Source organism: Ruegeria sp. BHSC029 (assembly GCF_059613085.1).
In genome coordinates, this window is record NZ_JBXWRU010000005.1 from 254047 (window position 1) to 276256 (window position 22210).

A 22210-nucleotide genomic window follows, 5' to 3' on the forward strand; every position below is an offset into this window, starting at 1 on the left:
AATGTAGATTCCCGACATGAACGGCCCAGGGTCCGACATGTCGAAAAAATCAGACGACCAAAAGTCGGCCTGCAAACCGTCAGCTGAGTGGGTGACCTTCCTGCCAGACCTGGAGCAGCCCGTGGTCGGAGACATGCAGCACATTGGCGCTGGCACCGGCCGCCAAACGGCCAAGATCTGTTCTACCGATCAAGTCCGCAGGCAACCGGGTCGCCATGTCGAAAGCAGCTTGCAAAGGCAGTTGCGCAAATGCAACCACGTTGCGAACCGCGTCCAACAGCTCGAGATGCGCACCGGCGAGCGTTCCATCGGCGAGGGTCAACCGGTTGCCGTCGCGCAAGATCTGCCGTCCGTTCAGCAGGAAGCTGTCGATATCCGACCCGGCGGTCGCCATCGCGTCGCTAACAAGGAAGACACTACCCGGCCCATTATTTGCCCGGATGGCATTGCGCACTGAAACCGGGTGGACGTGAATTCCATCAGCGATCAGGCCCGCAGACAGCTCGCCAAGCGCCAGCGCCGCGCCTACGACGCCGGGCTCTCGGTTACCCATCTGGCTCTGAGCATTGAACAAATGTGTGACGCAACGCGCCCCGGCCTGAGCCGCTTTCTGACAGGTTTCAAAACTCGCATCCGTATGGCCCAGCGAGACGACGATCCCCGCTTGGGTCATGGCGTGTATCTGATCATCGGTCACGCTTTCCGGCGCCACCGTAACCTTGAGAACCGGCAACTGCGCGGCTGTGTCCAGCAACAAATCCAGATCAGCCGGCTCCATCGGTCGGATCAGGGAAGCATCATGTGCACCCTTTCGGGCTTGGGACAGGTGCGGACCTTCCAGATGAAGCCCGACGATGCCGGGAACACCCTCGTTCACGGCTGCAATCGTGGCTGCTATGGCCCGGCGCGTGACCTCAGGCGTATCCGTGATCAGCGTTGGCAAGATCGACGTTGCTCCGATACGAGCATGCGCCCGCGACATGGTGCGGAGCGTGTCCAGATCGGGGGCGTTGTTCAGCATTGCCCCGCCGCCGCCATTGACCTGCAGATCGACGAAGCCCGGAACCAGCAGGCCACCATCCAGCCGCGACACCCTCGCTGTGCCAGGAATATCCGAGACAAGCGTCACGCCCTCGATACGCCCTTCCGCGAACAGAAGGGCATGATCCTGCAGGATACCTGCAGGGGTCAGAATGTCCGCGCCCGCCAGAGCCTGCAGTTCGCTGGTCATACGGTTTCCGTCACCTTGTTCAGATGCCGCGGTGCGTCCGGGTCGATCCCGCGCGAAGCGGCAAAGGCCTCGACCATCGCGTAGAAGGAGACGATCAGGCTCAGCGGGTCGGTCAGAGCATGCCCCGTGCGGACATGCGGAATGCGCGTCGCGGCAGTAACCCTGTCCGTGGTCGCAAAGACACGGGCACCCTTGGCGCTGATTGCGTCGGCCACCTCCGCCAACGCAGGCTCCGCCGCATCTGCCGCTGCAAAGCTGAGTACCGGAAAACCGTCCTCGACGATGGACACCGGCCCGTGCAGAACCTCGGCCGAAGAATAGCTTTCAGCGTGCAACTGGCAGGTCTCCTTGAACTTCAGCGCAGCTTCGTTCGATACGGCCAGTGCCTGACCTCGGCCAAGCGTGAACAAGGACGGGTGAGCACCGATAGCGTCACGCACTTCGGGCCAATCGATCCGGGCCGCCTGATCCAGCTGCTCGGGCAGGTCGCGCAACGCCGCCAGCAACGCCGCATCTTGCCCCCACTCTGCCAACAGCCACAAGCCGGCCACCGCCGAAGTGACGAATGTCTTGGTGGCCGCAACACTCAGTTCGGGGCCCGCCTGTATATCTATGGCGTGATCGCTGACTTCGGCCAACGGTGAAGCCGCGTCGTTGGTCAACGCTACTGTCAATGCGCCGTCGCGTCGGGCATTGCGAGCCATGGCCACGATGTCGGGGCTTTTGCCGGATTGCGACACCGACAGGCACATCGCCTGGCGCATGCGGAGAACCGAGTCGTAGATCGATCCGATCGACGGCCCGACCGAGGCCACCGGCACACCCAACAGGATTTCCGAGGCGTATTTGAGATAGGTGCAGACGTGATCGGAAGACCCGCGTGCGACCGTCACGACAAATGTAGGGTCCAGTTCGCGGGCAACCGAGGCGACCGCCTCAATATCTGCCTGACCCCGGCTAAAAAGCCGCTCTACGGCCACGGGGATTTCATCAATTTCCCGGCGCATCCGGGTGATCTGCTGTTGCATGATGTGTCCTAGCTGTTGGCCAACCGCAACTCGGCGACAAAATCATAGGCGTCGCCGCGATAGATCGACCGAGTGAATTCAACGACCCGCCGGTTGGACAGGTATGATGTTCGAACGATGCGCAGCCCGGCCGCACCGGGTTCGACCCCAAGCAAACCCGCGTCGGCGATGTCCAGATTGATCGCCGAAATCCGCTGCAGCGCCCGTACCGGCCGGTTTCCATCCCGTTCCAGGACTTCGTACAATGAGGCTTCGACCTCCTGCGGGCGCGGCAGAATGTCGATCGGCAGCGAGGCCCGTTCGATAGCCATGGGCCGATCATTGGCCATACGCAGGCGCGAGATGCGCGCAACCGCTTCGCCCGAGGACAGGGCCAGCGCCATCACCTCCTCGGGCGACGGAGTGTGCACGCCGCGCTCAAGCCACTCGCTTGAGGATTCAAGACCGCGTCGATTCATGTCCTCGGTGAACGAGGTCAGCCGTGACAGAGATTGCTCGACCCGAGGCGTGCCGTCGGCCACGAAACTGCCCGAGCCCTGGCGCTGAATGACGATTCCCCGATCTACCAGATCCTGCATCGCCCGACGCACGGTGACGCGGGAAAGGCCCGTCAGGTTTGCGATCTCGCGTTCGGCCGGCAGCGGTGCACTTTCCGCCAACAGACCGTTCTCGATGCCCTCTTCGATCCGCTTGCGCAACCGAACGTACCGCGGCCCAACGGCCCGCTGCATCCAGTCACCGGTCCTGAGGAAGGTTTCGATCGTTTCGGCGGTCATGCTGCCCCCAATCTGGCGCGCTCGGCCAGCTGTGCGGCGAGCTGCAGCGCCCCGTCAAGGGCGGAGCCCTCCGGTTCGATCATCGCGCTCTGCACCTCGGCGGAAAGATAGGCGATGTAATGCGATGCCACCCCGCCCACTGCACAGACCGGCTCGGCATCATCTCGACCAAGGGCCTGAAGCCCTGCAGCGACATAGTCGGCGCCCTCGCGCATCAGGGCCACGGCCACCACATCGCCTTTTTGAGCCGCCGCAATGATTTCGGGTGCGAAGTCTGCGATTTCGGCTGGCCGCGCCTGCCCCGCAAATCGCACGATCTGCATCGGGTCTTCGTCAAAACGTCTGCATACGGATCGTGTCAGCGCGCTGTCGGGGGCTATTCCGTCCGCTGCAAGCAACACCCGCCGCAGCAGCTGCTGCCCAAGCCAATACCCGGACGCATCATCACCGATGAGCGCCCCGTATCCGCCAAGCAACCGGATTGCGCCATCGCTTTGCCGCGCCAGGAACGATCCAGTGCCGATCCCGATCAAACATCCATCGACTGACCCCAACGCCCCAACCACGGCCGAGCGGCGGTCATCCTCGACCTGCACAATGCGCGATGGCAGGTGCCGTGCGATTTCAGCGCCTGTGTCCGCGTCGGTCACGCCTGCCAACCCAGCGTAGACCGGAATCCCGGTCAAAGCCGCTTCGGGCATCGCAGCACGCTCGGCCAGAGCCCGCAGCCCGGCATTCAGCGTTGAGATAGCCGCCGCACGATCAGAATAGACATTGGCGCTTCCCAGAATCAGATCATGCCGCCCGGTGGGGCCGGCCATGGCAAACCGGCAGCGCGTACCGCCACCGTCAATTGCAATGAGATATGGGAGGGACTCATCCATATAGATACCTTTACAATACCTTTGGGCCGAAAAAAAGATCTCTTATGAGCTGAGGTTGTGATTTTTCGTGCTTTTCAGCGGATATTTGGTGATCTAAAACGAATGGTAGACAAAAGGTATTATATAGGTATTATCTTTGATGCCAAAGGGGAATCACATGACGCCGCAAATGCTGCCGCAAACCGAAATGCTGCGCGACGAATCCGAGGGGCTGGACCTGCGCCCGGACACCGAAGTTTTGCGCCTGCTGTTGGATGCGCAGAAAGCCGCGCTGAACGGGCTGGATGCCTGCCTTCCGGATATCTCGAAAGGTGCGGCATTGATGGCAGAAACCATCCGCGCCGGCGGGCGGCTCTATTATGCCGCCGCCGGGTCGTCCGGGCTGATAGGCTTGGCCGATGGGGCGGAAATACCGGGAACATTCGGCCTGTCGCCAGATTCGATCGCCATCTGCATGGCCGGCGGCATACCAACCGGGGCAGAGATGCCGGGCCACACCGAAGATGACACTCGGACGGCCGAAATCGCCGCTGCCGACCTCCGCCCCACAGACACGGTGATCGCGATATCCGCCAGCGGCACCACGCCCTACCCGTTGACCTTCGCCGGAATTGCAAAGTCCCGCGGCGCCAAAACCATCTGCATCGCCAACAACGCCGACGCACCCCTGTTCGAGCACGCCGATTGCGCAATTTGCCTGAACACCCCGCCCGAAGTCATTGCAGGATCGACCCGACTGGGCGCCGCAACCGCGCAGAAGGCGGCGCTCAACATGCTCTCGACCCTCATGGGTGTCAGGTTGGGGCATGTGCATGACGGCATGATGGTCAACGTGGTCGCCGACAATGCCAAGCTGCGTCAGCGTGCAGAAGGAATCATCCGGAACATAACCGGCGCCACACCTCAGCACGCCGCTGATGCCCTCGATCGCGCCGAAGGCAACCTGAAGCTTGCCGTACTTTTGGCCGCCGGTGCCGCAACTCGGGCGCAGGCCAGTGAACTGCTGACGGCATCGGGCGGTCATCTGCGCCCTGCGTTGGACCAGATCTGAACCAAGAAGAAGACCAAAAGGGAGAATACATCATGAGAACAACCACACTGACCGCCGTGCTGCTGGCGTCATCGGCCCTGGCCGGTGCGGCAATGGCCGAAACCACGCTGACCATCGAAAGCTGGCGCAACGACGACCTGGCCCTGTGGCAGGAAAAGATCATCCCGGCCTTTGAGGCCAAGCATCCCGACATCAAGATCAAGTTCACCCCATCGGCCCCGGCGGAATACAACGCCGCCCTGAATGCCAAACTGGATGCCGGTTCGGCCGGAGACCTGATTACCTGCCGTCCCTTCGACACCTCACTTGGCCTGTACGAGGCAGGCAAACTGGCCGATCTTTCTGACCTGGAAGGCATGGCAAATTTCTCGGACGTCGCCAAATCGGCGTGGCAGACCGACGACGGCTCGGCCACCTTCTGCGTGCCGATGGCCTCGGTGATCCATGGGTTCATCTACAACAAGGACGCGTTCGACGAACTGGGCCTGTCGGTTCCGGAAACCGAAGCCGAGTTCTTTGCCGTTCTGGACAAGATCAAGGAAGACGGCACCTATATCCCCTTGGCCATGGGCACCAATGACCAATGGGAAGCGGCCACCATGGGTTACAACAACATCGGGCCGAACTACTGGAAGGGCGAAGAAGGTCGCCTCGCCTTGATCGAAGGTTCTCAGAAACTGACGGACGAGCCGTGGGTCGCCCCCTACCGCCAGCTGGCCAAATGGGGCGCCTATCTGGGCGACGGGTTCGAAGCGCAGACCTATCCCGACAGCCAGAACCTGTTCACGCTGGGCCGCGCCGCCATCTATCCGGCCGGCAGCTGGGAGATCAGCGGCTTCAACAACCTGGCCGAATTCGAAATGGGCGCCTTCAAGCCGCCGGTCCAGAACGCCGGGGACGAGTGCTATATCTCGGATCACACCGACATCGCCATTGGTCTGAACGCGGCGTCGCCCAACGCCGATGCGGCACGCACCTTCCTGAACTGGGTCGGTTCCGAGGAATTCGCGCAGATCTATGCAAACGCGCTGCCCGGCTTCTTTTCTCTCTCCAGCTTCGATGTGGCGATGGAGGACCCATTGGCACAGGAATTCGTCAGCTGGCGGAACGAGTGCAACTCGACCATCCGGTCCACCTATCAGATCCTGTCGCGTGGAACGCCCAACCTTGAGAACGAGACATGGAACGCCTCGGCTCAGGTGATCAAGGGCGAGGAATCGCCCGAGGACGCCGGCAAGCGCCTGCAGGACGGGTTGGCCAGCTGGTACGCCCCGCACCAGTAACCCGTCTTTCGTAACGCAAACGGCTCTGGCCAGACGGCCAGAGCCACCCTGAGCTTTCGAGGAACAACATGGGCAATCGCCGGATCAAATGGCACATCGTGGTGTTTCTGGCACCCGCAGTGCTGGTCTACTCGGCCGTCATGGTCTTTCCGCTGTTCAACACGCTGCGGCTGGCGCTTTACACCGAGGTCGATCAGGCCCGTGTGTTCGTAGGCCTGGACAACTTCCGCACCCTGTTCGGCGACCCGATTTGGTCGGATGCGTTCTGGAACGCACTGGGCAACAATTTCTGGTTCTTCTTCATTCACATGCTGGTGCAGAATCCGATCGGGATCGCACTGGCGGCGATCCTCAGCCACCCACGCCTGCGCTTTGCGGCGTTTTACCGTTCGGCCATCTTCATCCCGACGATCCTGTCCTTCGTGATCGTTGGCTTCGCCTGGAAGCTGATCCTGTCGCCGATCTGGGGCATCGCCCCCGATATGCTGGCCACGGTCGGACTCAAATCTCTGTTCGCGCCTTGGCTGGGCAAGGAGGAATACGCGCTGACCACGCTGGCCCTGATTTCGGTCTGGCAGTTCGTGGGTATTCCGATGATGTTGATCTATGCCGCCCTGCTGTCGATCCCCGAAGAGATCCTCGAGGCTGCCGAAGTCGAAGGCATCACCGGCATGTCCGCCTTCTGGAAGATCAAGCTTCCGCTGATCCTGCCCTCGATCGGCATCATCTCGATCCTGACATTTGTCGGCAATTTCAATGCGTTCGACCTGATCTACGCATCTCAGGGTGCGCTGGCGGGGCCGGACTTCTCGACCGACATCCTTGGCACGTTCATGTACCGAACCTTCTTCGGCTTCCAATTGCAGCTCGGTGACCCGCATATGGGATCGGCCATCGCAACGGGCATGTTCGCCATCATCCTGACGGGGGTCTGCATCTATCTGTTCCTGATCCAGACCCGCATCCGCCGGTATCAGTTCTGAGGGGCCCGAAGAGCATGAACAAAGCCCGCAGAAACCCCTTCAATATCGCCGCCATGCATGGCGCGCTGATCCTCTATACCCTGATCGCCCTGTTTCCGGTCTTCGTGATCGTGATCAACAGCTTCAAATCGCGAAAGGCGATCTTCCGTGAACCGTTGGCGCTGCCGGATGCCGACTCGTTCTCGATGATCGGATACCAGACGGTGATGAAACAGGGCGACTTCTTCCTGTATTTCCAGAATTCGATGATTGTCACCGTCGTGTCGCTGTTCCTGATCCTGCTGTTCGGTGCAATGGCGGCTTTCGCGCTCAGCGAATACCGGTTCAAGGGCAACACGCTGATGGGCCTGTACCTTGCATTGGGCATCATGATTCCGATCCGCATCGGCACGGTTGCGATCCTCGACATGATGGTGGCGACCGGTCTGGTCAACACGCTGATGGCGCTGATCCTCGTCTATACCGCACAGGGCCTGCCGCTGGCCGTATTCATCCTGTCCGAGTTCATGCGGCAAGTCAGCGACGACCTCAAGAATGCAGGCCGCATCGACGGGCTGAGCGAATACACCATCTTCTTCCGCCTTGTTCTGCCGCTGGTGCGTCCGGCGATGGCGACCGTAGCCGTGTTCAACATGATCCCGATCTGGAACGACCTGTGGTTCCCGCTGATCCTGGCCCCGGCCGAAGAGACCAAGACCCTGACCCTCGGTAGCCAGGTCTTTATCGGGCAGTTCGTCACCGACTGGAACGCGGTGCTTTCCGCGCTCAGCATGGCGATCCTGCCGGTCATGGTTCTGTATGTCATCTTCTCGCGGCAACTGATCCGCGGGATCACTTCGGGGGCGGTCAAATGATCCGGGTTCTGATCGCAGGTTTGGGCAACATGGGTCTCAGCCACGCGCTGGCGCATCATCACCATCCCGACGCCCAGATCGTGGGTCTGGTGAACCGATCCGGGACAGTGGATCACCCGGATTTGCAGGGGTATCCGGTCTTCACCGATTTCCATACGGCGCTTGCGGACACCAACCCTGATCTGGCCGTGATTGCCACCTATTCCGACAGCCATGCCGATTATGCCTGTGCCGCAATGGACGCCGGTGCGCATGTGTTCGTCGAGAAACCCTTGGCCACCACCGTCGCGGACGCACGCCGTGTCGTCGAGAAGGCCACTGAAGCCAACCGCAAGCTGGTGGTTGGGTACATCCTTCGGCATCACCCCTCTTGGATGCGGCTGATATCCGAGGCGCGCGACCTGGGCGGCCCCTATGTCTTTCGCCTGAACCTGAATCAGCAGTCCGACGGCCCGACATGGGAGACGCACAAGGCGCTGATGCAAACCACCTCACCCATCGTGGACTGCGGTGTGCATTACGTCGACGTCATGTGCCAGATTACCGATGCCCGGCCCGTCCGGGTCAACGGCATGGGCCTACGTTTGTCGGATGAGATCGCGCCTGACATGTACAATTACGGCCAGTTCCAGGTGGTGTTCGAAGATGGCTCGGTTGGTTGGTACGAGGCTGGTTGGGGTCCTATGATGTCCGAAACGGCGTTCTTCGTGAAAGATATCGTTTCACCCAATGGCGCGGTTTCCATAACCGAGGGCAACAAGGGCGCATCCGACGATGTGGACGGCCACACGAAGGTAGGCGGCATTCTGGTGCACAAAGCCAGCGGCGACACCATGATCGAGATGGATGGCGAACCCGGCCACCAGGAACTGTGCGACGCCGAACAAGCCTACATGCTGCAAACCATCGCGCAGGACATCGACCTGACCCGCCATATGAATGACGCGGTGCAATCCCTGCGGATCTGCCTTGCCGCCGACCAAAGCATTCGATCCGGCCAGCCGGTCGACCTGAAGGAGACGTGACGTGACCGCCCTGAAACTGACCAATGTGTGCAAGTCCTTCGGACAGGTAAACGTGCTGAAAAACATCGACCTGACCGTCGAGGAAAACGAATTCGTGGTCTTTGTAGGCCCCTCGGGATGCGGCAAGTCCACCCTGCTGCGCGTGATTGCGGGGCTTGAAGAGGCGACCTCGGGAACGGTCGAAATCGATGGCCAGACCGTCAACGAGGTCCCACCCGCCAAGCGCGGCATCGCAATGGTGTTCCAGTCTTATGCGCTGTATCCGCATCTGACTGTTCGGGGGAACATGGAACTGGGCTTGAAGCAGGCCGGGCATCCCAAGGACGAAATCGCGCGCAGCATCACCGAAGCCAGCCGCATGTTGTCGCTGGATCCCTATCTTGAACGTCGCCCGGCCGAGTTGTCCGGCGGTCAGCGCCAGCGCGTCGCGATCGGCCGCGCGATCGTGCGCAACCCCAAACTGTTCCTGTTCGATGAACCGCTGTCGAACCTGGATGCCGCGTTGCGCCTGAACACCCGGGTCGAAATCGCAAACCTGCACCGCCAGATCGACGCCAGCATGATCTACGTGACCCACGACCAGACCGAGGCGATGACTTTGGCGGACAAGATCGTCGTGTTGCGGGACGGCCGAGTCGAACAGATCGGCAGCCCGATGGAGCTTTACAACAACCCCGCCAACCGGTTCGTGGCCGAGTTCATCGGGTCTCCGGCGATGAATTTCGTGCCCGCCGATCGGATCGGTGGATCTGGCCGGCAACTTATCGGCATTCGCCCTGAATACGCTCGCCTTGGGCAGACGGGTCCGCTGTCAGGCACAGTCGTTCACGTGGAAAACCTTGGCGCAGATACCAACGTGTTGGTCGATATCGGTACCGAAAAGCCTTTTACCGTTCGGGCCTTTGGTCAGCATCAGGTGTCCCCGGGGACACAGGTCGGCATCGACTATGATCCGGCCAATGCACTGACGTTCGGAGAGGACGGGTTGCGGGTTTGACCGGGCGCGTTCAGCGCCCCCAATTGTCGGCCGGGTCGCTGTCGGCATAGTCTCGCAGCTGCGGAATGTTCGAGATTTCCGCGTGGTTGCGGTTGATCTTTACTCCCACCGCCTTGAGCCGTGAAAACGCACGGCTCAGGCTTTCGGGCTTCATGCCCAGACGCCCGGCGATCAGCATCTTGTCATAAGGCAGCTCGACTTCGCAGGCGCCTTCGTCGCAATCACACAGGTTCAGCAGGAACTCGGCCACCCGCTGCGCCCCGGTCTGGGCCTTGAGCTGTTCCAGCTGGGACACCAGCGAATGCAGATGGGTGAAGGTCGAAGCCAGGATCGAGATCCCGATCTCGGGGTCGGTCTTCATCAAGGAAATCAGCACCGGGCTGGGAATGTGCATGATCTCGCAGGCCGAGACCGCCTCGGCCGAAACCGGATAGGGCACGTTGCGCAGCGCTACCGCTTCGCCAAAGCTTTCGCCGCGGGTAAAGACGCTGACTACGGCCTCAGCCCCGGTGGGCGACATGCGGAACAGCTTGACCCATCCGGCCAGCACCACATGCACGGCCTGGGCGCTTTCTTCCTGCACAAAGATCGTCTCGCCACGGTCATACTGGCGCCAGATCGCGTGGCTCAGCAGGGTTTCGACATGCTGATCCGGCAGGCTTTTGAGCAGCAACGACTGCCGCGCAATGGCTTTTTGTGCTTCATGCGCCACGAAGGCATCCCCTTTTGTCCGGCCGAAAACCCGACCCATCCATCCCTGCGCCAGCCTATGCCAAACCCGCGCGCCGCGCACCACCCTTTTCCCGGCCTCGCTTGACTATTGTCATGTTCCCGGCGCGCGCGCGCCCATAGTCTGCACGCCAACAGCCAGTTTTCCGGGGAGATCGAGACATGGATTACGAGCATTTCTTCAGCCAGAGCCTCAGCGACCTGAAGGCCGAGGGCAACTATCGTGTCTTCATCGATCTGCAGCGCAAATGCGGCGCCTTCCCCAATGCCCGCCAGACCGATGGCGCGGCGGCACGGGACGTGCGCATCTGGTGTTCGAACGACTATCTGGGCATGGGCCAACACCCCTCGGTTCTGGCGGCAATGCATGATGCGCTAGACCGCTGCGGCGCCGGTGCGGGCGGCACCCGCAACATTTCCGGCACCACCCATGACCACGTCCTGCTGGAACACGAACTGGCCGACCTGCACGGGAAAGAGGCGGCGCTGCTGTTCACATCCGGCTACGTCTCGAACTGGGCGGCGCTGGGGACGCTGGCGGCAAAGATCCCCGGCCTGATCGTGTTCTCGGACGCGCTGAACCATGCCTCGATGATCGAGGGCATCCGCCATTCGCGGGCGCAGAAGGTGATCTGGAAGCACAACGATCTGGACGACCTGCGCGCCAAGCTGGCCGCCGCCGACCCCGAGGCGCCCAAGATGATCGCCTTTGAATCGGTCTATTCGATGGACGGCGACATCGCGCCGATCAAGGAAATCTGCGACCTGGCCGATGAATTCGGCGCCATGACCTATCTGGACGAGGTCCATGCGGTCGGCCTCTATGGTCCCCGCGGCGGCGGCATCGCCGAGCGCGAGGGTCTGATGCACCGTCTGACCGTGATCGAGGGCACGCTGGGCAAGGCCTTCGGCGTGGTGGGCGGCTATATCGCCGCGTCGGCCGCGCTGTGCGACTTCGTGCGCAGCTTTGCCAGCGGCTTCATCTTCACCACCGCCCTGCCCCCGGCAATCGCCGCCGGTGCGGCGGCCTCGATCCGGCATCTGAAGCAGTCGAATGCGGAACGCGACCTGCAGAAGGCGCGCGTGGCCCAGGTGCGCGCCCGGCTCGACGCCGAGGGCATCCCGCATCTGCCCAACCCCAGCCACATCATCCCGGTGATGGTGGGCGACCCGGTCAAGTGCAAGTTCATCTCGGACACGCTGCTGGAAGAGTTCGGCATCTACATCCAGCCGATCAACTATCCCACCGTGCCCAAAGGAACCGAGCGGCTGCGCATCACGCCCTCACCCGTGCACACCGATGCCGATATCGACCATCTGGTCGGCGCGCTCTCGGCGCTGTGGCAACGGTGCCAGATCGCCCGGATGCCGATGGCCGCGCAATAGATTTCTGTCCCTGAACTGGCAAGCCGCCGTGCCCCTGTGCGCGGCGGTTCTTTTTGCCTCAGACCAGATAGAGCGCGAAGATGAGTGCCGCAAAGGTGCTCAGCACCAGCGTGAAGCCGCGCAGCCAGGCCGGGCTGCGTTCAAGGTCGAGATACCGCGCCAGGATGATGCGGGCCTTGAACAGGGCCAACAGCAGGATACCGCCCCCGACCGGTCGGGACCCTACGGGCATGAGGGTCAGCAGGGCCGAGGCCAGGCTGAGCGCGATCAGGCCGGCCCAGGCGCGGGTCAGGCGATCCGCATGGGTGTATCGGGCAAAGAAAAACCTCGGCATCGCGTCACCCCAACAGGTAAATCACCGGAAACAGCAGGATCCAGACCAGATCGACCATGTGCCAGAACTGGCCGCCGGCCTCGATATTGCGGGGATCGTCGCGCCAGGCGACCAGCAGCAGAATGGCGACCCCGGCCAGCACATGCGCGGCGTGAAACCCGGTGAGAAGGTAGTAGAACAGGAAAAACGGGTGGGTTTCGTAGCTGATGCCCTGCGCGGCCTTGCCGGCATATTCCGCGCCCTTGATGATCAGGAACACCACGCCCAGCAGGGCCGCGCCGATCAGGGCCAGCCGCGCGGCGCCGCGGCGCGCCGCCTGCCGCCAGCGCAGGGCCCGCGCAGCCAGAAAGCCCGAGGTGACCAGAACCCCCGTGTTGAGCGCGGCCCCGGTACGGTACAGGTGTGATTGCGCCTCGGCAAAGCCCGCCGGATCGGTCAGGCGGACACCCATGAAGGCGACCAGTCCGGCCCCGAACACCAACAGTTCCGAGACGATCAGAACCCACATCAGTAACTCGCCGGGCAGCTCGTCGATCAAGGACGTATCGCTCATGCGCCGACCAGTTGGCGATAGATCTGCGGCAGGGCCATGGTCAGGCGGTTGGGGTCGGGGATCACCGCGAACCCGCCCTGCCCGAACATGCGCGGGAACCAGCTTTTGCCGGTCTTGTCGATGGTGACGCCAAAGACCGACTGCCCCGCCCGGCGCGCCTCGCGCACGGCCATGCAGGTGTCTTCGATGCCGTGGCGGCCCTCGTAGTGGTCCAGATCATTGGGCTTGCCATCGGTGATCACCAGCAACAGCCGGCGCTTGCGCGCCTGCGCCGCCAGATCGGCCGAGACATGACGGATCGCCGCCCCCAGCCGCGTGTAATGGCCCGGCCGCAGCGACGCGATACGCTGTTCCACGGTGGCGGTCATGGGCTCATTGAACTTTTTGCAGCGCTGCACATAGACCCGCTGGCGTTTCAGTGAACTGAAGGCGTGGATGGCGAAATCGTCGCCGCAGGCGTTCAGACCCCAGGCCAGCGCCGCCAGCGCCTCGCGTTCGATGTCAATCACCGCACGCCCCGCGACCGCGCTTTCGGTCGAGCGGCTGACATCCAGCAGGATCGACACCGCCAGGTCGCGCGCCTCGGGGCGGGATTGCATCCAGACGCGCTCGTTGCCCTCGCCATTGGCGCGGCGGTCCACGGCGCTGCGCACGGCGGCCTCGATATCCAGCTGGTCGCCGTCCAGATGGCCGCGGGTCATCACGCGGCCGGGACGCAGCGCCTCGAACTGGCGTTTGACGGCGCGGATGCGGCGGGCGGTGGCCGGGTCCTTGCCGAAATCGGCGGCATCCACGCGAATCTCGGCATCCGAAGTCAGAACGTTGACGTGATCGGGCAGATACTGCCCCGTGCGCACATCCCATTCCGGGTACAGCACACGCCCCGAAAGGCGCTCGCGGTTCACGTCTTCGGGCGCGAGATCGAGATGCAGCTTCAGCCGCGTCGGCGGCGCCTTCGATATCTGGCCCAGCCCGATTTCGTCCTGATCGTCGGCGGCCTTTTTCGCGTTGTCCGGGTCGTCATCGTCGATCCGGCGGTTGAGGTTCAGGAATTCGGCCCAGCTGAGGATCGCCTCGAACTTGTGCAGGATCAGACTGTCCTGCCGCTCGGCCTGGTCGGATTTGCGGCGGCGGGCGCGGTGGGTCTTTTCCCCCGATTCCTCGGGTGGGCCGTCGGTGTCGCGGCTTTCGACCTCGGTGTGTTCGGAAAAGGCGACCGCGCGCAGTTCGGGCCACAGGGGCACCGGGCGGAACGGCTGGTACCCGCGCGGGGCGGCCACGTCGTCGCCCAGGGCGTCATAGGCCTGGGCGCGGGCGGACAGGGGCGCCGGATCACCCAGCATCCGGCGGATCAGGTCTTCGACGGCGGCCTCGGCCGGGGGCAGGCCGGGCAGATTGCGCTGATACAGCACGCCCTTGCATAGTTCGGTGTAAAGCGGGCACAGGCCCGGCGCGTCCTCGAGCGTTGCGGCGACCATCGCGCGGGCCGCCTGCAGGGCGCGCAGATCGGCGCGCAAAGGATCGTCCTCGTCGATGCGGGTTCCGGCATGGGCGGCCACCGCCGCCAGCCAGACATACAGCGCGCCATTGGCCTCGCGTGCGGGAAACACCGCCAGCCGGTCGGGCAGGCGCAGGACCTCGCCGTCGAAACTGGCGCGTGGGATCAGTTCGGCCTCGGTGGCCAGCTTGCGCCGCCAGCCCAGCCGGTGGCGCGAGAGTTCGGGCGAAACCGGGCGCAGTTCGACGCCCGGACTGCCGCCCAACCCCCGGAAAAGAACGGCCAGCCGCCCCGCGACCTGCGACAGGTCGACCGCGGCTCCTTCGTGCACCTCTGGTGCATCAAGGCGGCTGGCAAGGCTGTGCCACAGTTTCCCGATGGTTTCTTCGGGTTCCCATGGCTCAAAGTCGATCCTGACCATCGCCGGCCTCACCCAAAGACGGCGGTGACAAGATCGAGGAGCCCGCGTTTGATATCCTCGTCATCAGTCAGAGGTTCGATCATGGCGGCAAGGATGGCGCGGTCGGTGGACATGCCCTGCGCGATCAGAGTCGCGGCATAGACGACCAGGCGGGTGGATACGCCTTCCTCGAGGTCCTGACCCTTGAGCCCGCGCAGCTTGCCCGCCAGCCGCACCAGCGGCTTGCAGCGCTCCAGCGGCAGACCGCTTTCCTGCGCGACCACCTCGGCCTCCATCTGAGGCGAGGGGAAGTCGAATTCCAGCGAGATGAACCGTTGCCGGGTCGAGGGTTTGAGGGTTTTCAGAATGTTCTGATAGCCGGGGTTGTAGGAGGCCACCAGCATGAAGCCGGGCGCGGCCTCAAGCTCTTCTCCGGTGCGATCGATCGGCAGGATGCGCCGGTCGTCGGTCAGCGGGTGCAGCACCACGGTCACGTCCTTGCGCGCCTCGACCACCTCATCAAGGTAGCAGATCGCGCCCTCGCGCACCGCGCGGGTCAGGGGGCCGTCGACCCAAACGGTCTCGCCGCCTTTCAGCAGGTAGCGCCCGATCAGGTCGGCCGCGGCCAGGTCGTCGTGGCAGGCCACGGTATAGAGCGGCCGACCCAGACTGGCGGCCATATGGGACACGAAGCGGGTCTTGCCGCAACCTGTCGGCCCTTTCAGCAGGACCGGCAGCTTGTTGGTATAGGCGGCGGCGAACACGTCGCATTCGTCGCCCTGGGGCAGGTAGAAGGGGGCGTCTGCCGCCCCCGTTCCCAGTTTCATGGAGCCGTCCATATCCATCACTCCGCCGGGGTTTCCACGACGCCGGGTTCGATGACCTCTTTGCGCGGAACCCAGATCGAGTAGATGAACAGCAGCGCACCGATGACCACGACCAGACCGGAGCCGAAGCGCATCCAGTAGAAGATCGCGACCTGATCCTGCACATCCATGTAGTAGTCACCCACCACGCGCTGCATGTGCGTCTGGACGGTGCCGGCAAAGGTCAGCACGAAGGTCATGAAGACCATGCCGCCGGTCATCAGCCAGAACGAGGCCATGTTCAGCACCTGATTGTACGGATCACGGTTCTTCAGGATCGGCATCGCATAGGTGAAGATCGCCAGGTTGAGGCAGACATAGGCGCCGTAGAAGGCCAGGTGCCCGTGCGCCGCCGTGATCTGCGTACCGTGGGTATAGTAGTTCACCCCGTGCAGCGTGTGCAGGAAGCCCCAGACGCCGGCGCCGAAGAAGGCCAGCGTGGCACAGCCCAGCGACCACAGCAGCGCGGCCTTGTTGGGGTGGTCCCGACGGCCCTTCCAGACCATGACGAACGCAAAGGCCATCATCGCAAAGAACGGGATCACCTCGAGGCTTGAGAAGATCGACCCGATCCACTGCCAGTAACCCGGCGTACCGATCCAGTAGTAGTGGTGGCCGGTGCCCAAAATGCCCGAGAACAACGCGGCGGCGACGATGACATACAGCCATTTCTCGACCACCTCGCGGTCAACTCCGGTCAGCTTGAGCATCAGGTAGGCCAGGATCGAGGCCATGATCAGCTCCCACACGCCTTCGACCCACAGGTGAACGACGTACCACCAGTACTGCTTGTCGAGGCTCAGGTTGCCCGGGTTGTAGAAGGCGAACAGGAACAGCAGCGCCAGACCCCAGAGGCCCAGCAGCAGGATGTTGGTGATGGCGGTCTTCTTGCCCTTCAGAACGGTCAACGACACGTTGTAGAGGAAGATCAGCGCCGCCACGACGATGCCGGCCTTGACCCATTTGGGTTGTTCAAGGAACTCGCGCCCCTCTTTGCCCAGCAGCCAGTTGCCTTCGAACAGGTTGAAGACATAGGTCAGCACCACACCCAGCGTACCCAAGATCAGGATCGCCAGCTGGATATAGGCCAGCTTGGTCGAGTGGATCTCGCGCTCGGCCTCTTCGGGGATCAGGAAATAGGCCGCGCCGAAAAAGCCGGTGATCAGCCACACGATCAGCGCGTTGGTGTGCAGCATCCGCACGATGTTGAACGGCAGAAGCTCGCTCAGAAAATTGGGGGATACATAGATCCAGCCGGCCAGAAGACCGCCGATCACCTGGATCGCGAACAGGCCCATTGCGAATGCGAAATAGGCATAGGCCACTTTTTGGGATTCGTATTTCATTGCTCCGTTCCCTTCTCAGCCCGCGTCATTCGGGGGCCAGTCCTGAGCGTCGATATTGTCCGTCCAGATCAGGAAGTTGGCCAGATCACGGATCTCTTCGTCGCTGAGGTTGAACCTTGGCATCTGCCGGCGACCGGGAATGCCGGTGGGTTGCGCCTCCATCCAGCCCTTGAGAGATTCAAAGGCCGATTCCGGGTCGTCCAGAACGCCCCAGCGGGTCATCACGTTGGCGACCTCGGGGGCGAAGTAGGCACCCTCACCCATGATCGAGTGACAGTTGATGCAGGCGTGTTTTTCCCAGACGTGTTTGCCCCGGATCACGCTCTCATCCAGCTTCGCCGAGTTCGGCGAATTGACGATGTACAGGTGTGAGTGGGCCGACAGGGCCAGAAAGATTAAAATGAAGAACAGTGACCCGCCATAGAATATGTTGCGGGCCATGCTCTTGGTCATGACTTCTCGCATTGCGCTCTCCTTTGCGCCGCTTTGCTGGTGGGGGGACAATGGCGGGATGGGCGGTTTGCCGCCTTAACGAAAGTCAAGACTCTGTCCTGGCACACGGCCAATAGGCTACATTCCCTTAAAATAAGCGTGAAATGCCCCGAAATCGCCTTGAACCGCTGTTATCAGGGTGCGAAGTCAGATGGAGTTTCCGGATCCGTGATGTGCTGTTCCGGTGTCTTTGATTGAGCGAGTGAACGAGTAAGAGATGGCGAACTATTCCTATATCGGCTACGCGCCAGGGGTGATTTCACTTAGTTTTACCGGGTTTAACTCCGGTACCATCACTCTGAGTTCAGGCTATGATCCGAACACCGATCGCCGGGTATTTGACGTAACCGACGCGGCCGGTGGAACGCTCGTGAACGGAGATCCGGACAACGGAACTGATTTCAACGGCGACCGTTTCAACAACGAAGTCGGCGATGACCTGACACAGACAGGCGTCGTCACCAGCCTTGACGGATCAACCACCTTTGATTCCGGCGCTATCTATCTGGAAGAATCCTATGCCCTGACCAAACCGGGCGGCGGTACGATCGATGTTTTCCGGGTCGAGGTTGAAGGAAATCTTGTCGGATACATCACGTCCGAACCTTTGGTACCCGGTACCGCCTATTCCTTCATTCGTTCGAATGTGACCCCTTCAAACGCTCCGGACACCACCGATCCCACAGCCATTGTCGACGTGCCCTGTTTTACCGCCGGTACGCTGATCGAAACACCCACCGGCGCCAAGGCGATAGAAGATCTGGCCGAAGGCGATCTGGTGCTGACGCTCGATCACGGCCCGCAACCGATTCGCTGGATCGGCTCGCGCACCCTGACGTCGATCGATTTGCAGGCCAACCCACGCCTGCGTCCGATCTGTGTATCAGCCGGAGCGCTGGGGGCGGGTCTACCGCGGCGCGACCTGCGGGTCTCTCCGCAGCACCGGATGCTGGTTCGCTCGTCGATTGCCGTGCGCATGTTCGACGCCCAAGAGGTGCTGATCCCAGCCCACAAGCTGGTCGGCGTTCCCGGCGTTCATGCCGATGAAACCGCCAGCAGCGTGACGTACTACCACATTCTGTTCGACCGCCATGAAATCGTGACCGCCGAAGGGGCTCCGTCGGAAAGCCTGTACACCGGGCCCGAAGCACTCAAAAGCATTGGCCGCGATGCCCGAGACGAGATCTTCGAGATTTTCCCCGAGCTTGACGACCCGGATCATGTCCCGATCGCCGCTCGGCCCATTCCCGAAACCGGCAAGCGTGCGCGGCACATGATCCATCGGCATGTCAAAAACGCGCGACCTTTGATCGACCGGGCCTGAGCCGCTCAGGACGGTACCGCACGCGGACCCACCAAGGCCGGCCACATCGCCACCACATACAGCGCCATCGCGCTGATCCACAGCCCGTCGGCAACCAGCATGGCAGTCAAGAATTGCGCGTCCAACCCGGACCCAATCCAGCGCAGAATCGCAGCCAGAGCCATAGCTCCGTAGGCGACGACCACCGGCGCGGGGGCGACCAGCGCCCGTCCGCTATGGCCAAGCACCGCGCGGCTCATGACCGCCAGCGTCATGCCACCGACGCAGCCGATGCCCAACACATGCAGCGCACCAAGTTCACTGCCGAGGCCCAACAAGCCCATTCCCCACAGAACCAGTCCAAGGCCCAGCATCCCCAAGGCCAGATGCAGCGCAAACAGAATCGGCTGCCGGACAGCCCAAGCCCCCCGCCAACCTGACAGGCGCAAGCCCTGTATCGCTCCGAGGACCAGCGCCAGAATCGCGACCGCGTGCCCGGCCCCGAAGATCAGCATCACAGCGGGCAGCAGCAGGGCCAGCACCATGTTGCTTTTTTCCATCCAATCGCGACTGACAGGCCACTCAGCTTCGGGCACGCCTGCGCGCTTCATTGCGTTGCGCGTAAAGGCCGGAGTGATCCGACCACCCAGAATGGAGATCATGGAACACAAGGCCAGCAGTCCTGTACGCAGACCGACATCGAGGGTTCCGACCGTCACACCGATCCAGTCCAGATGGGTCAACAGGTTGGACACCCAGATGTAGGCCAGCAACAGAAGAAAGATCATGTTCTGCGGTTTTGGTCGCCGGATCAGCTGGGTGGCGATCTTGGCCGCAAGAACCGGCACGAAGGCGAGATCGAGCACCGCGACAATCACCGGGTCGATCACACCCGAAAACCACAGCGCCACGCGACCGGCCAACCACAGCGCCGCTGCAGCGGCAATAAACAAACGCCGCGCCTCAGGGGCACCGGTCCAGTTGGGAACGGCGGTCAGAAAGAACCCGCCCAGTGCGGCACTGGCATAGCCGAAAATCATCTCGTGCGCGTGCCACATCGGCGGGCTCATGGCATAGGGCGCCTCGGTCCACATTTCGACCCCGGCCAGCGTTGCCAGCCACCCTCCCCAGGCCAGACCGGCAAACACGCCGTAAAGACCTGCAAACAGAAAAAAGACCCGGAACCCCTCACCCATAACGCGCGTGATTGCCGATGGCATGCCTGCTCTCCTTGGCCAAGCTGTTCGATGGCCAAGCACTAGCAACCGGCGGACCCGCGCCCCTTAACCAAAATCAAGCGTCGGCGAAAACATGACCCCAAAAAGCACTTATTTTCATGGCTTTTTTCCGCGTCATTTCCGTCTGAACACCCCCTCCGTTGACTTTCGTCAAGGAGAAGACGCCCGTCCCGGCGCAGTGTCCGGCCTGCCTCACCAGCAAACGGAGAGTGATCATGTCACTTGGAATCAGCCATTACACCACCGGCCGCGCCTTCAGGGTCGGTCTGGCCATGTTGTTGGGCAGCGTCGCTGCTCCGACATTCGCCGAAGAGCCAACCCTGAGCGACGAAGCCTTCGAGGCTTCGAAACAGCTCTACTTCGAACAATGTGCCGGCTGCCACGGCGTGCTGCGCAAGGGCGCCACCGGCAAGAACCTCGAGCCACACTGGAAGAAAACCGCAGCCGACGGCACCGTGACCGAAGGCGGCACCTTGCAACTGGGCCAGGAGCGCCTTGAAAAGATCATCGCGTGGGGCACCGAAGGCGGTATGAACAACTTCTCGGACATCATGACCGAGGAGCAGATCCGCGACATGGCGACCTACATCATGATGGACCCGCCCAAGCCGCCGGAAATGTCGCTGGAACAGATGAAGGCGACCCGCAAGGTCTATGTCGAAGAGGCAGACTATCCGACCGAGCCGCTGCACGGTCGCAACTGGGAGAACTTCTTCGTCGTCATCGAACGTGACGTGGGCAAGGTGGCCGTAATCGACGGCGACACCAAAGAGGTGCTGACCCACATCCCCACCGGCTATGCCGTGCACGTTCTGAAAGCGTCCGAACACCATAGCCTGACCGAACCGGAACATCCCGGCCGCTTCTGGTACACCATGGGTCGCGACGGCAAGATGACCAAAATCGACCTCTGGCAGACGCCGGACAAGATGTTGGTCTCTGAGGTCAAGATCGCCTATGACGCCCGCGACGTCGCAGTTTCCGGCGATGGCAAATACGTCATCGGTGGTGGTTACTGGCCGCCTCACTTCGCGATCGTTGACGCCAAAACCATGGAACCGCTCAAGGTCGTTTCGACCCGCGGCGTGAACGTGGACGGCGACTATGTCGAAGAAAGCCGCGTGGCCGCGATCTACACGACACCGAACGAACCGACCTGGATCGTCGCCGTGAAAGAGTTGGGCCAGTTGTGGCAGGTCGATTACACGGACCTCGACAACCTGCGCATCGACAAGATCGACAGCGCCAAGTTCCTGCATGACGGGTTCTTTGACCCGACGGGCCGCTATTTCCAGATCGCCGCGAACGCGTCGAACAAAATGGTGGTCGTCGATACTGAAACCCACAAGCTGGAGGCGATGATCGACACCGCCGCCCTGCCGCACCCCGGACCGGGCGCAAACTGGGTCGATCCGAACTGTGGACCGGTTGCCGGCACGACCCACCTGGGTGTGGGTACCGTGACCGTTTGGGGCAACGACCCCGAAGGCCACCCGGATCAGGCTTGGAAGGTCTGCTACGAAGTAGAGACGGACGGCCCCGGCCTGTTTGTCCGCACCCACCCGAACTCGGACTACATCTGGGCTGACCAGACCAAACACCCCGAGCCGGAAATCCAGCAGTCGGTGCAAGTCATCTCGAAAGAGACCGGCGAGATCGTGAAAACGATCCAGATCACCGAAGACGAAGGCAGTGCCGCCGTTCACTTTGAATTCAATGCCGACGGCACCGAGGTCTGGGTCTCCAAGTGGAACCTGTCTGACTCCAAGGAACCCAACGGTCAAATCGTGATCTTCGACGCCAAGACGCTGGAAGAGATCGGCCGTATCGACGGGCTCTATGCGCCGACCGGCAAGTTCAACGTCTACAACCGCTCGAACCACGTCACCTGACGGGTTGGCAGCAAGCACAGGAAAGGGCGGGCCCCTCGCCCGCCCTTTCCACGTTTGTCCG

At 62.1% G+C, this 22210-nt stretch carries 21 protein-coding genes; 9 read left to right on the top strand and 12 right to left on the bottom strand.

Annotation, left to right across the window (positions count from 1 at the left end; translation table 11 throughout):
• Positions 1 to 79: 79 nt before the first annotated feature.
• The 4 genes from nagA to AC2FML_RS14175 are packed head-to-tail and all read right to left on the bottom strand — an operon-like array spanning position 80 to position 3919.
• Complete coding sequence (gene nagA, locus AC2FML_RS14160) at positions 80 to 1231, bottom strand: N-acetylglucosamine-6-phosphate deacetylase (protein WP_496783676.1); 1152 nt, start codon at positions 1229 to 1231, stop codon at positions 80 to 82.
• Positions 1228 to 2259, bottom strand: a complete 1032-nt coding sequence (locus AC2FML_RS14165; protein ID WP_496783677.1) for an SIS domain-containing protein — start codon at positions 2257 to 2259, stop codon at positions 1228 to 1230. Before AC2FML_RS14165 ends, nagA begins: the two co-directional genes overlap by 4 nt.
• Before the next feature lie 8 nt (positions 2260 to 2267).
• On the bottom strand, positions 2268 to 3035 hold the full coding sequence (locus AC2FML_RS14170) for a GntR family transcriptional regulator (protein WP_170367411.1): 768 nt from the start codon (positions 3033 to 3035) through the stop codon (positions 2268 to 2270).
• Positions 3032 to 3919 carry a glucosamine kinase nucleotide-binding domain-containing protein gene (locus AC2FML_RS14175; protein ID WP_496783678.1) on the bottom strand — a complete coding sequence of 296 codons (888 nt, stop codon included), beginning with the start codon at positions 3917 to 3919 and terminating at the stop codon, positions 3032 to 3034. Before AC2FML_RS14175 ends, AC2FML_RS14170 begins: the two co-directional genes overlap by 4 nt.
• Positions 3920 to 4076: 157 nt before the next feature.
• On the opposite strand from AC2FML_RS14175, the gene AC2FML_RS14180 reads away from it, so the two are divergent.
• The 6 genes from AC2FML_RS14180 to AC2FML_RS14205 all read left to right on the top strand — a co-directional run bounded on the left by AC2FML_RS14180 (position 4077) and on the right by AC2FML_RS14205 (position 10112).
• The gene (locus AC2FML_RS14180; protein WP_496783679.1) at positions 4077 to 4970 is read left to right on the top strand and encodes an N-acetylmuramic acid 6-phosphate etherase; all 894 of its coding nucleotides are present in this window, start codon (positions 4077 to 4079) and stop codon (positions 4968 to 4970) included.
• Positions 4971 to 5002: 32 nt separating this feature from the next.
• Positions 5003 to 6253 (top strand): ABC transporter substrate-binding protein, encoded by a 1251-nt coding sequence (locus AC2FML_RS14185; protein ID WP_496783680.1) that lies wholly within the window; start codon positions 5003 to 5005, stop codon positions 6251 to 6253.
• A gap of 68 nt (positions 6254 to 6321) precedes the next feature.
• Positions 6322 to 7236 (top strand): carbohydrate ABC transporter permease, encoded by a 915-nt coding sequence (locus AC2FML_RS14190; protein ID WP_496783681.1) that lies wholly within the window; start codon positions 6322 to 6324, stop codon positions 7234 to 7236.
• 14 nt (positions 7237 to 7250) lie between these two features.
• Complete coding sequence (locus AC2FML_RS14195; RefSeq protein ID WP_170341791.1) at positions 7251 to 8090, top strand: carbohydrate ABC transporter permease; 840 nt, start codon at positions 7251 to 7253, stop codon at positions 8088 to 8090.
• Positions 8087 to 9115: a Gfo/Idh/MocA family protein gene (locus tag AC2FML_RS14200; RefSeq protein ID WP_496783682.1), complete on the top strand. Its 1029-nt coding sequence runs from the start codon at positions 8087 to 8089 to the stop codon at positions 9113 to 9115. The genes AC2FML_RS14195 and AC2FML_RS14200 overlap by 4 nt, the downstream gene beginning before the upstream one ends.
• Position 9116: 1 nt before the next feature.
• Positions 9117 to 10112, top strand: coding sequence for an ABC transporter ATP-binding protein (locus tag AC2FML_RS14205; RefSeq protein WP_496783683.1), 996 nt, complete (start codon positions 9117 to 9119; stop codon positions 10110 to 10112).
• A 10-nt stretch (positions 10113 to 10122) separates the two neighbouring features.
• Here the strand turns inward: AC2FML_RS14205 and AC2FML_RS14210 are convergent, their stop codons facing one another.
• Positions 10123 to 10824 carry a Crp/Fnr family transcriptional regulator gene (locus tag AC2FML_RS14210; RefSeq protein WP_170359769.1) on the bottom strand — a complete coding sequence of 234 codons (702 nt, stop codon included), beginning with the start codon at positions 10822 to 10824 and terminating at the stop codon, positions 10123 to 10125.
• Positions 10825 to 11003: 179 nt separating this feature from the next.
• Here AC2FML_RS14210 and hemA point away from each other — a divergent pair, with 179 nt between their 5' ends.
• Positions 11004 to 12227 (top strand): 5-aminolevulinate synthase, encoded by a 1224-nt coding sequence (hemA, locus tag AC2FML_RS14215; protein WP_496783684.1) that lies wholly within the window; start codon positions 11004 to 11006, stop codon positions 12225 to 12227.
• 58 nt (positions 12228 to 12285) lie between these two features.
• Here hemA and AC2FML_RS14220 read toward each other — a convergent pair whose 3' ends face one another.
• Genes AC2FML_RS14220 through AC2FML_RS14245 form a run of 6 tightly spaced genes read right to left on the bottom strand, consistent with a single transcriptional unit; the run spans position 12286 to position 17689 of the window.
• Positions 12286 to 12561 carry a cytochrome C oxidase subunit IV family protein gene (locus AC2FML_RS14220; protein ID WP_496783685.1) on the bottom strand — a complete coding sequence of 92 codons (276 nt, stop codon included), beginning with the start codon at positions 12559 to 12561 and terminating at the stop codon, positions 12286 to 12288.
• Between the two features lie 4 nt (positions 12562 to 12565).
• Positions 12566 to 13114 (bottom strand): cytochrome c oxidase subunit 3, encoded by a 549-nt coding sequence (locus AC2FML_RS14225; protein WP_496783686.1) that lies wholly within the window; start codon positions 13112 to 13114, stop codon positions 12566 to 12568.
• The gene (locus tag AC2FML_RS14230) at positions 13111 to 15033 is read right to left on the bottom strand and encodes a nitric oxide reductase activation protein NorD (protein WP_496783687.1); all 1923 of its coding nucleotides are present in this window, start codon (positions 15031 to 15033) and stop codon (positions 13111 to 13113) included. The genes AC2FML_RS14225 and AC2FML_RS14230 overlap by 4 nt, the downstream gene beginning before the upstream one ends.
• Before the next feature lie 8 nt (positions 15034 to 15041).
• A complete protein-coding gene (locus tag AC2FML_RS14235) occupies positions 15042 to 15851 on the bottom strand; it encodes a CbbQ/NirQ/NorQ/GpvN family protein (RefSeq protein WP_170341161.1) in 810 nt (269 codons plus the stop codon).
• Between the two features lie 5 nt (positions 15852 to 15856).
• On the bottom strand, positions 15857 to 17224 hold the full coding sequence (locus tag AC2FML_RS14240; protein WP_170341159.1) for a cbb3-type cytochrome c oxidase subunit I: 1368 nt from the start codon (positions 17222 to 17224) through the stop codon (positions 15857 to 15859).
• A gap of 15 nt (positions 17225 to 17239) precedes the next feature.
• Positions 17240 to 17689 (bottom strand): c-type cytochrome, encoded by a 450-nt coding sequence (locus tag AC2FML_RS14245; RefSeq protein WP_005977183.1) that lies wholly within the window; start codon positions 17687 to 17689, stop codon positions 17240 to 17242.
• Between the two features lie 244 nt (positions 17690 to 17933).
• Here AC2FML_RS14245 and AC2FML_RS14250 point away from each other — a divergent pair, with 244 nt between their 5' ends.
• Positions 17934 to 19040 (top strand): Hint domain-containing protein, encoded by a 1107-nt coding sequence (locus AC2FML_RS14250; protein WP_496783688.1) that lies wholly within the window; start codon positions 17934 to 17936, stop codon positions 19038 to 19040.
• A 5-nt stretch (positions 19041 to 19045) separates the two neighbouring features.
• Here AC2FML_RS14250 and AC2FML_RS14255 read toward each other — a convergent pair whose 3' ends face one another.
• Positions 19046 to 20239 (bottom strand): NnrS family protein, encoded by a 1194-nt coding sequence (locus AC2FML_RS14255; RefSeq protein WP_496783689.1) that lies wholly within the window; start codon positions 20237 to 20239, stop codon positions 19046 to 19048.
• Between the two features lie 233 nt (positions 20240 to 20472).
• Here AC2FML_RS14255 and AC2FML_RS14260 point away from each other — a divergent pair, with 233 nt between their 5' ends.
• On the top strand, positions 20473 to 22149 hold the full coding sequence (locus tag AC2FML_RS14260; RefSeq protein WP_170359698.1) for a cytochrome D1 domain-containing protein: 1677 nt from the start codon (positions 20473 to 20475) through the stop codon (positions 22147 to 22149).
• The last annotated feature ends 61 nt before the right edge of the window (positions 22150 to 22210 follow it).

Coding starts and splice junctions, on each gene's coding strand:
- nagA (WP_496783676.1), bottom strand. CDS start 1,231: ATGACCAGCGAACTGCAGGCTCTGGCGGGCGCGGACATTCTGACCCCT.
- AC2FML_RS14175 (WP_496783678.1), bottom strand. CDS start 3,919: ATGGATGAGTCCCTCCCATATCTCATTGCAATTGACGGTGGCGGTACG.
- AC2FML_RS14255 (WP_496783689.1), bottom strand. CDS start 20,239: ATGCCATCGGCAATCACGCGCGTTATGGGTGAGGGGTTCCGGGTCTTT.
- AC2FML_RS14240 (WP_170341159.1), bottom strand. CDS start 17,224: ATGAAATACGAATCCCAAAAAGTGGCCTATGCCTATTTCGCATTCGCA.
- AC2FML_RS14260 (WP_170359698.1), top strand. CDS start 20,473: ATGTCACTTGGAATCAGCCATTACACCACCGGCCGCGCCTTCAGGGTC.
- hemA (WP_496783684.1), top strand. CDS start 11,004: ATGGATTACGAGCATTTCTTCAGCCAGAGCCTCAGCGACCTGAAGGCC.
- AC2FML_RS14200 (WP_496783682.1), top strand. CDS start 8,087: ATGATCCGGGTTCTGATCGCAGGTTTGGGCAACATGGGTCTCAGCCAC.
- AC2FML_RS14220 (WP_496783685.1), bottom strand. CDS start 12,561: ATGCCGAGGTTTTTCTTTGCCCGATACACCCATGCGGATCGCCTGACC.
- AC2FML_RS14195 (WP_170341791.1), top strand. CDS start 7,251: ATGAACAAAGCCCGCAGAAACCCCTTCAATATCGCCGCCATGCATGGC.
- AC2FML_RS14190 (WP_496783681.1), top strand. CDS start 6,322: ATGGGCAATCGCCGGATCAAATGGCACATCGTGGTGTTTCTGGCACCC.
- AC2FML_RS14170 (WP_170367411.1), bottom strand. CDS start 3,035: ATGACCGCCGAAACGATCGAAACCTTCCTCAGGACCGGTGACTGGATG.
- AC2FML_RS14165 (WP_496783677.1), bottom strand. CDS start 2,259: ATGCAACAGCAGATCACCCGGATGCGCCGGGAAATTGATGAAATCCCC.
- AC2FML_RS14185 (WP_496783680.1), top strand. CDS start 5,003: ATGAGAACAACCACACTGACCGCCGTGCTGCTGGCGTCATCGGCCCTG.
- AC2FML_RS14225 (WP_496783686.1), bottom strand. CDS start 13,114: ATGAGCGATACGTCCTTGATCGACGAGCTGCCCGGCGAGTTACTGATG.
- AC2FML_RS14180 (WP_496783679.1), top strand. CDS start 4,077: ATGACGCCGCAAATGCTGCCGCAAACCGAAATGCTGCGCGACGAATCC.
- AC2FML_RS14250 (WP_496783688.1), top strand. CDS start 17,934: ATGGCGAACTATTCCTATATCGGCTACGCGCCAGGGGTGATTTCACTT.
- AC2FML_RS14230 (WP_496783687.1), bottom strand. CDS start 15,033: ATGGTCAGGATCGACTTTGAGCCATGGGAACCCGAAGAAACCATCGGG.
- AC2FML_RS14235 (WP_170341161.1), bottom strand. CDS start 15,851: ATGGACGGCTCCATGAAACTGGGAACGGGGGCGGCAGACGCCCCCTTC.
- AC2FML_RS14245 (WP_005977183.1), bottom strand. CDS start 17,689: ATGCGAGAAGTCATGACCAAGAGCATGGCCCGCAACATATTCTATGGC.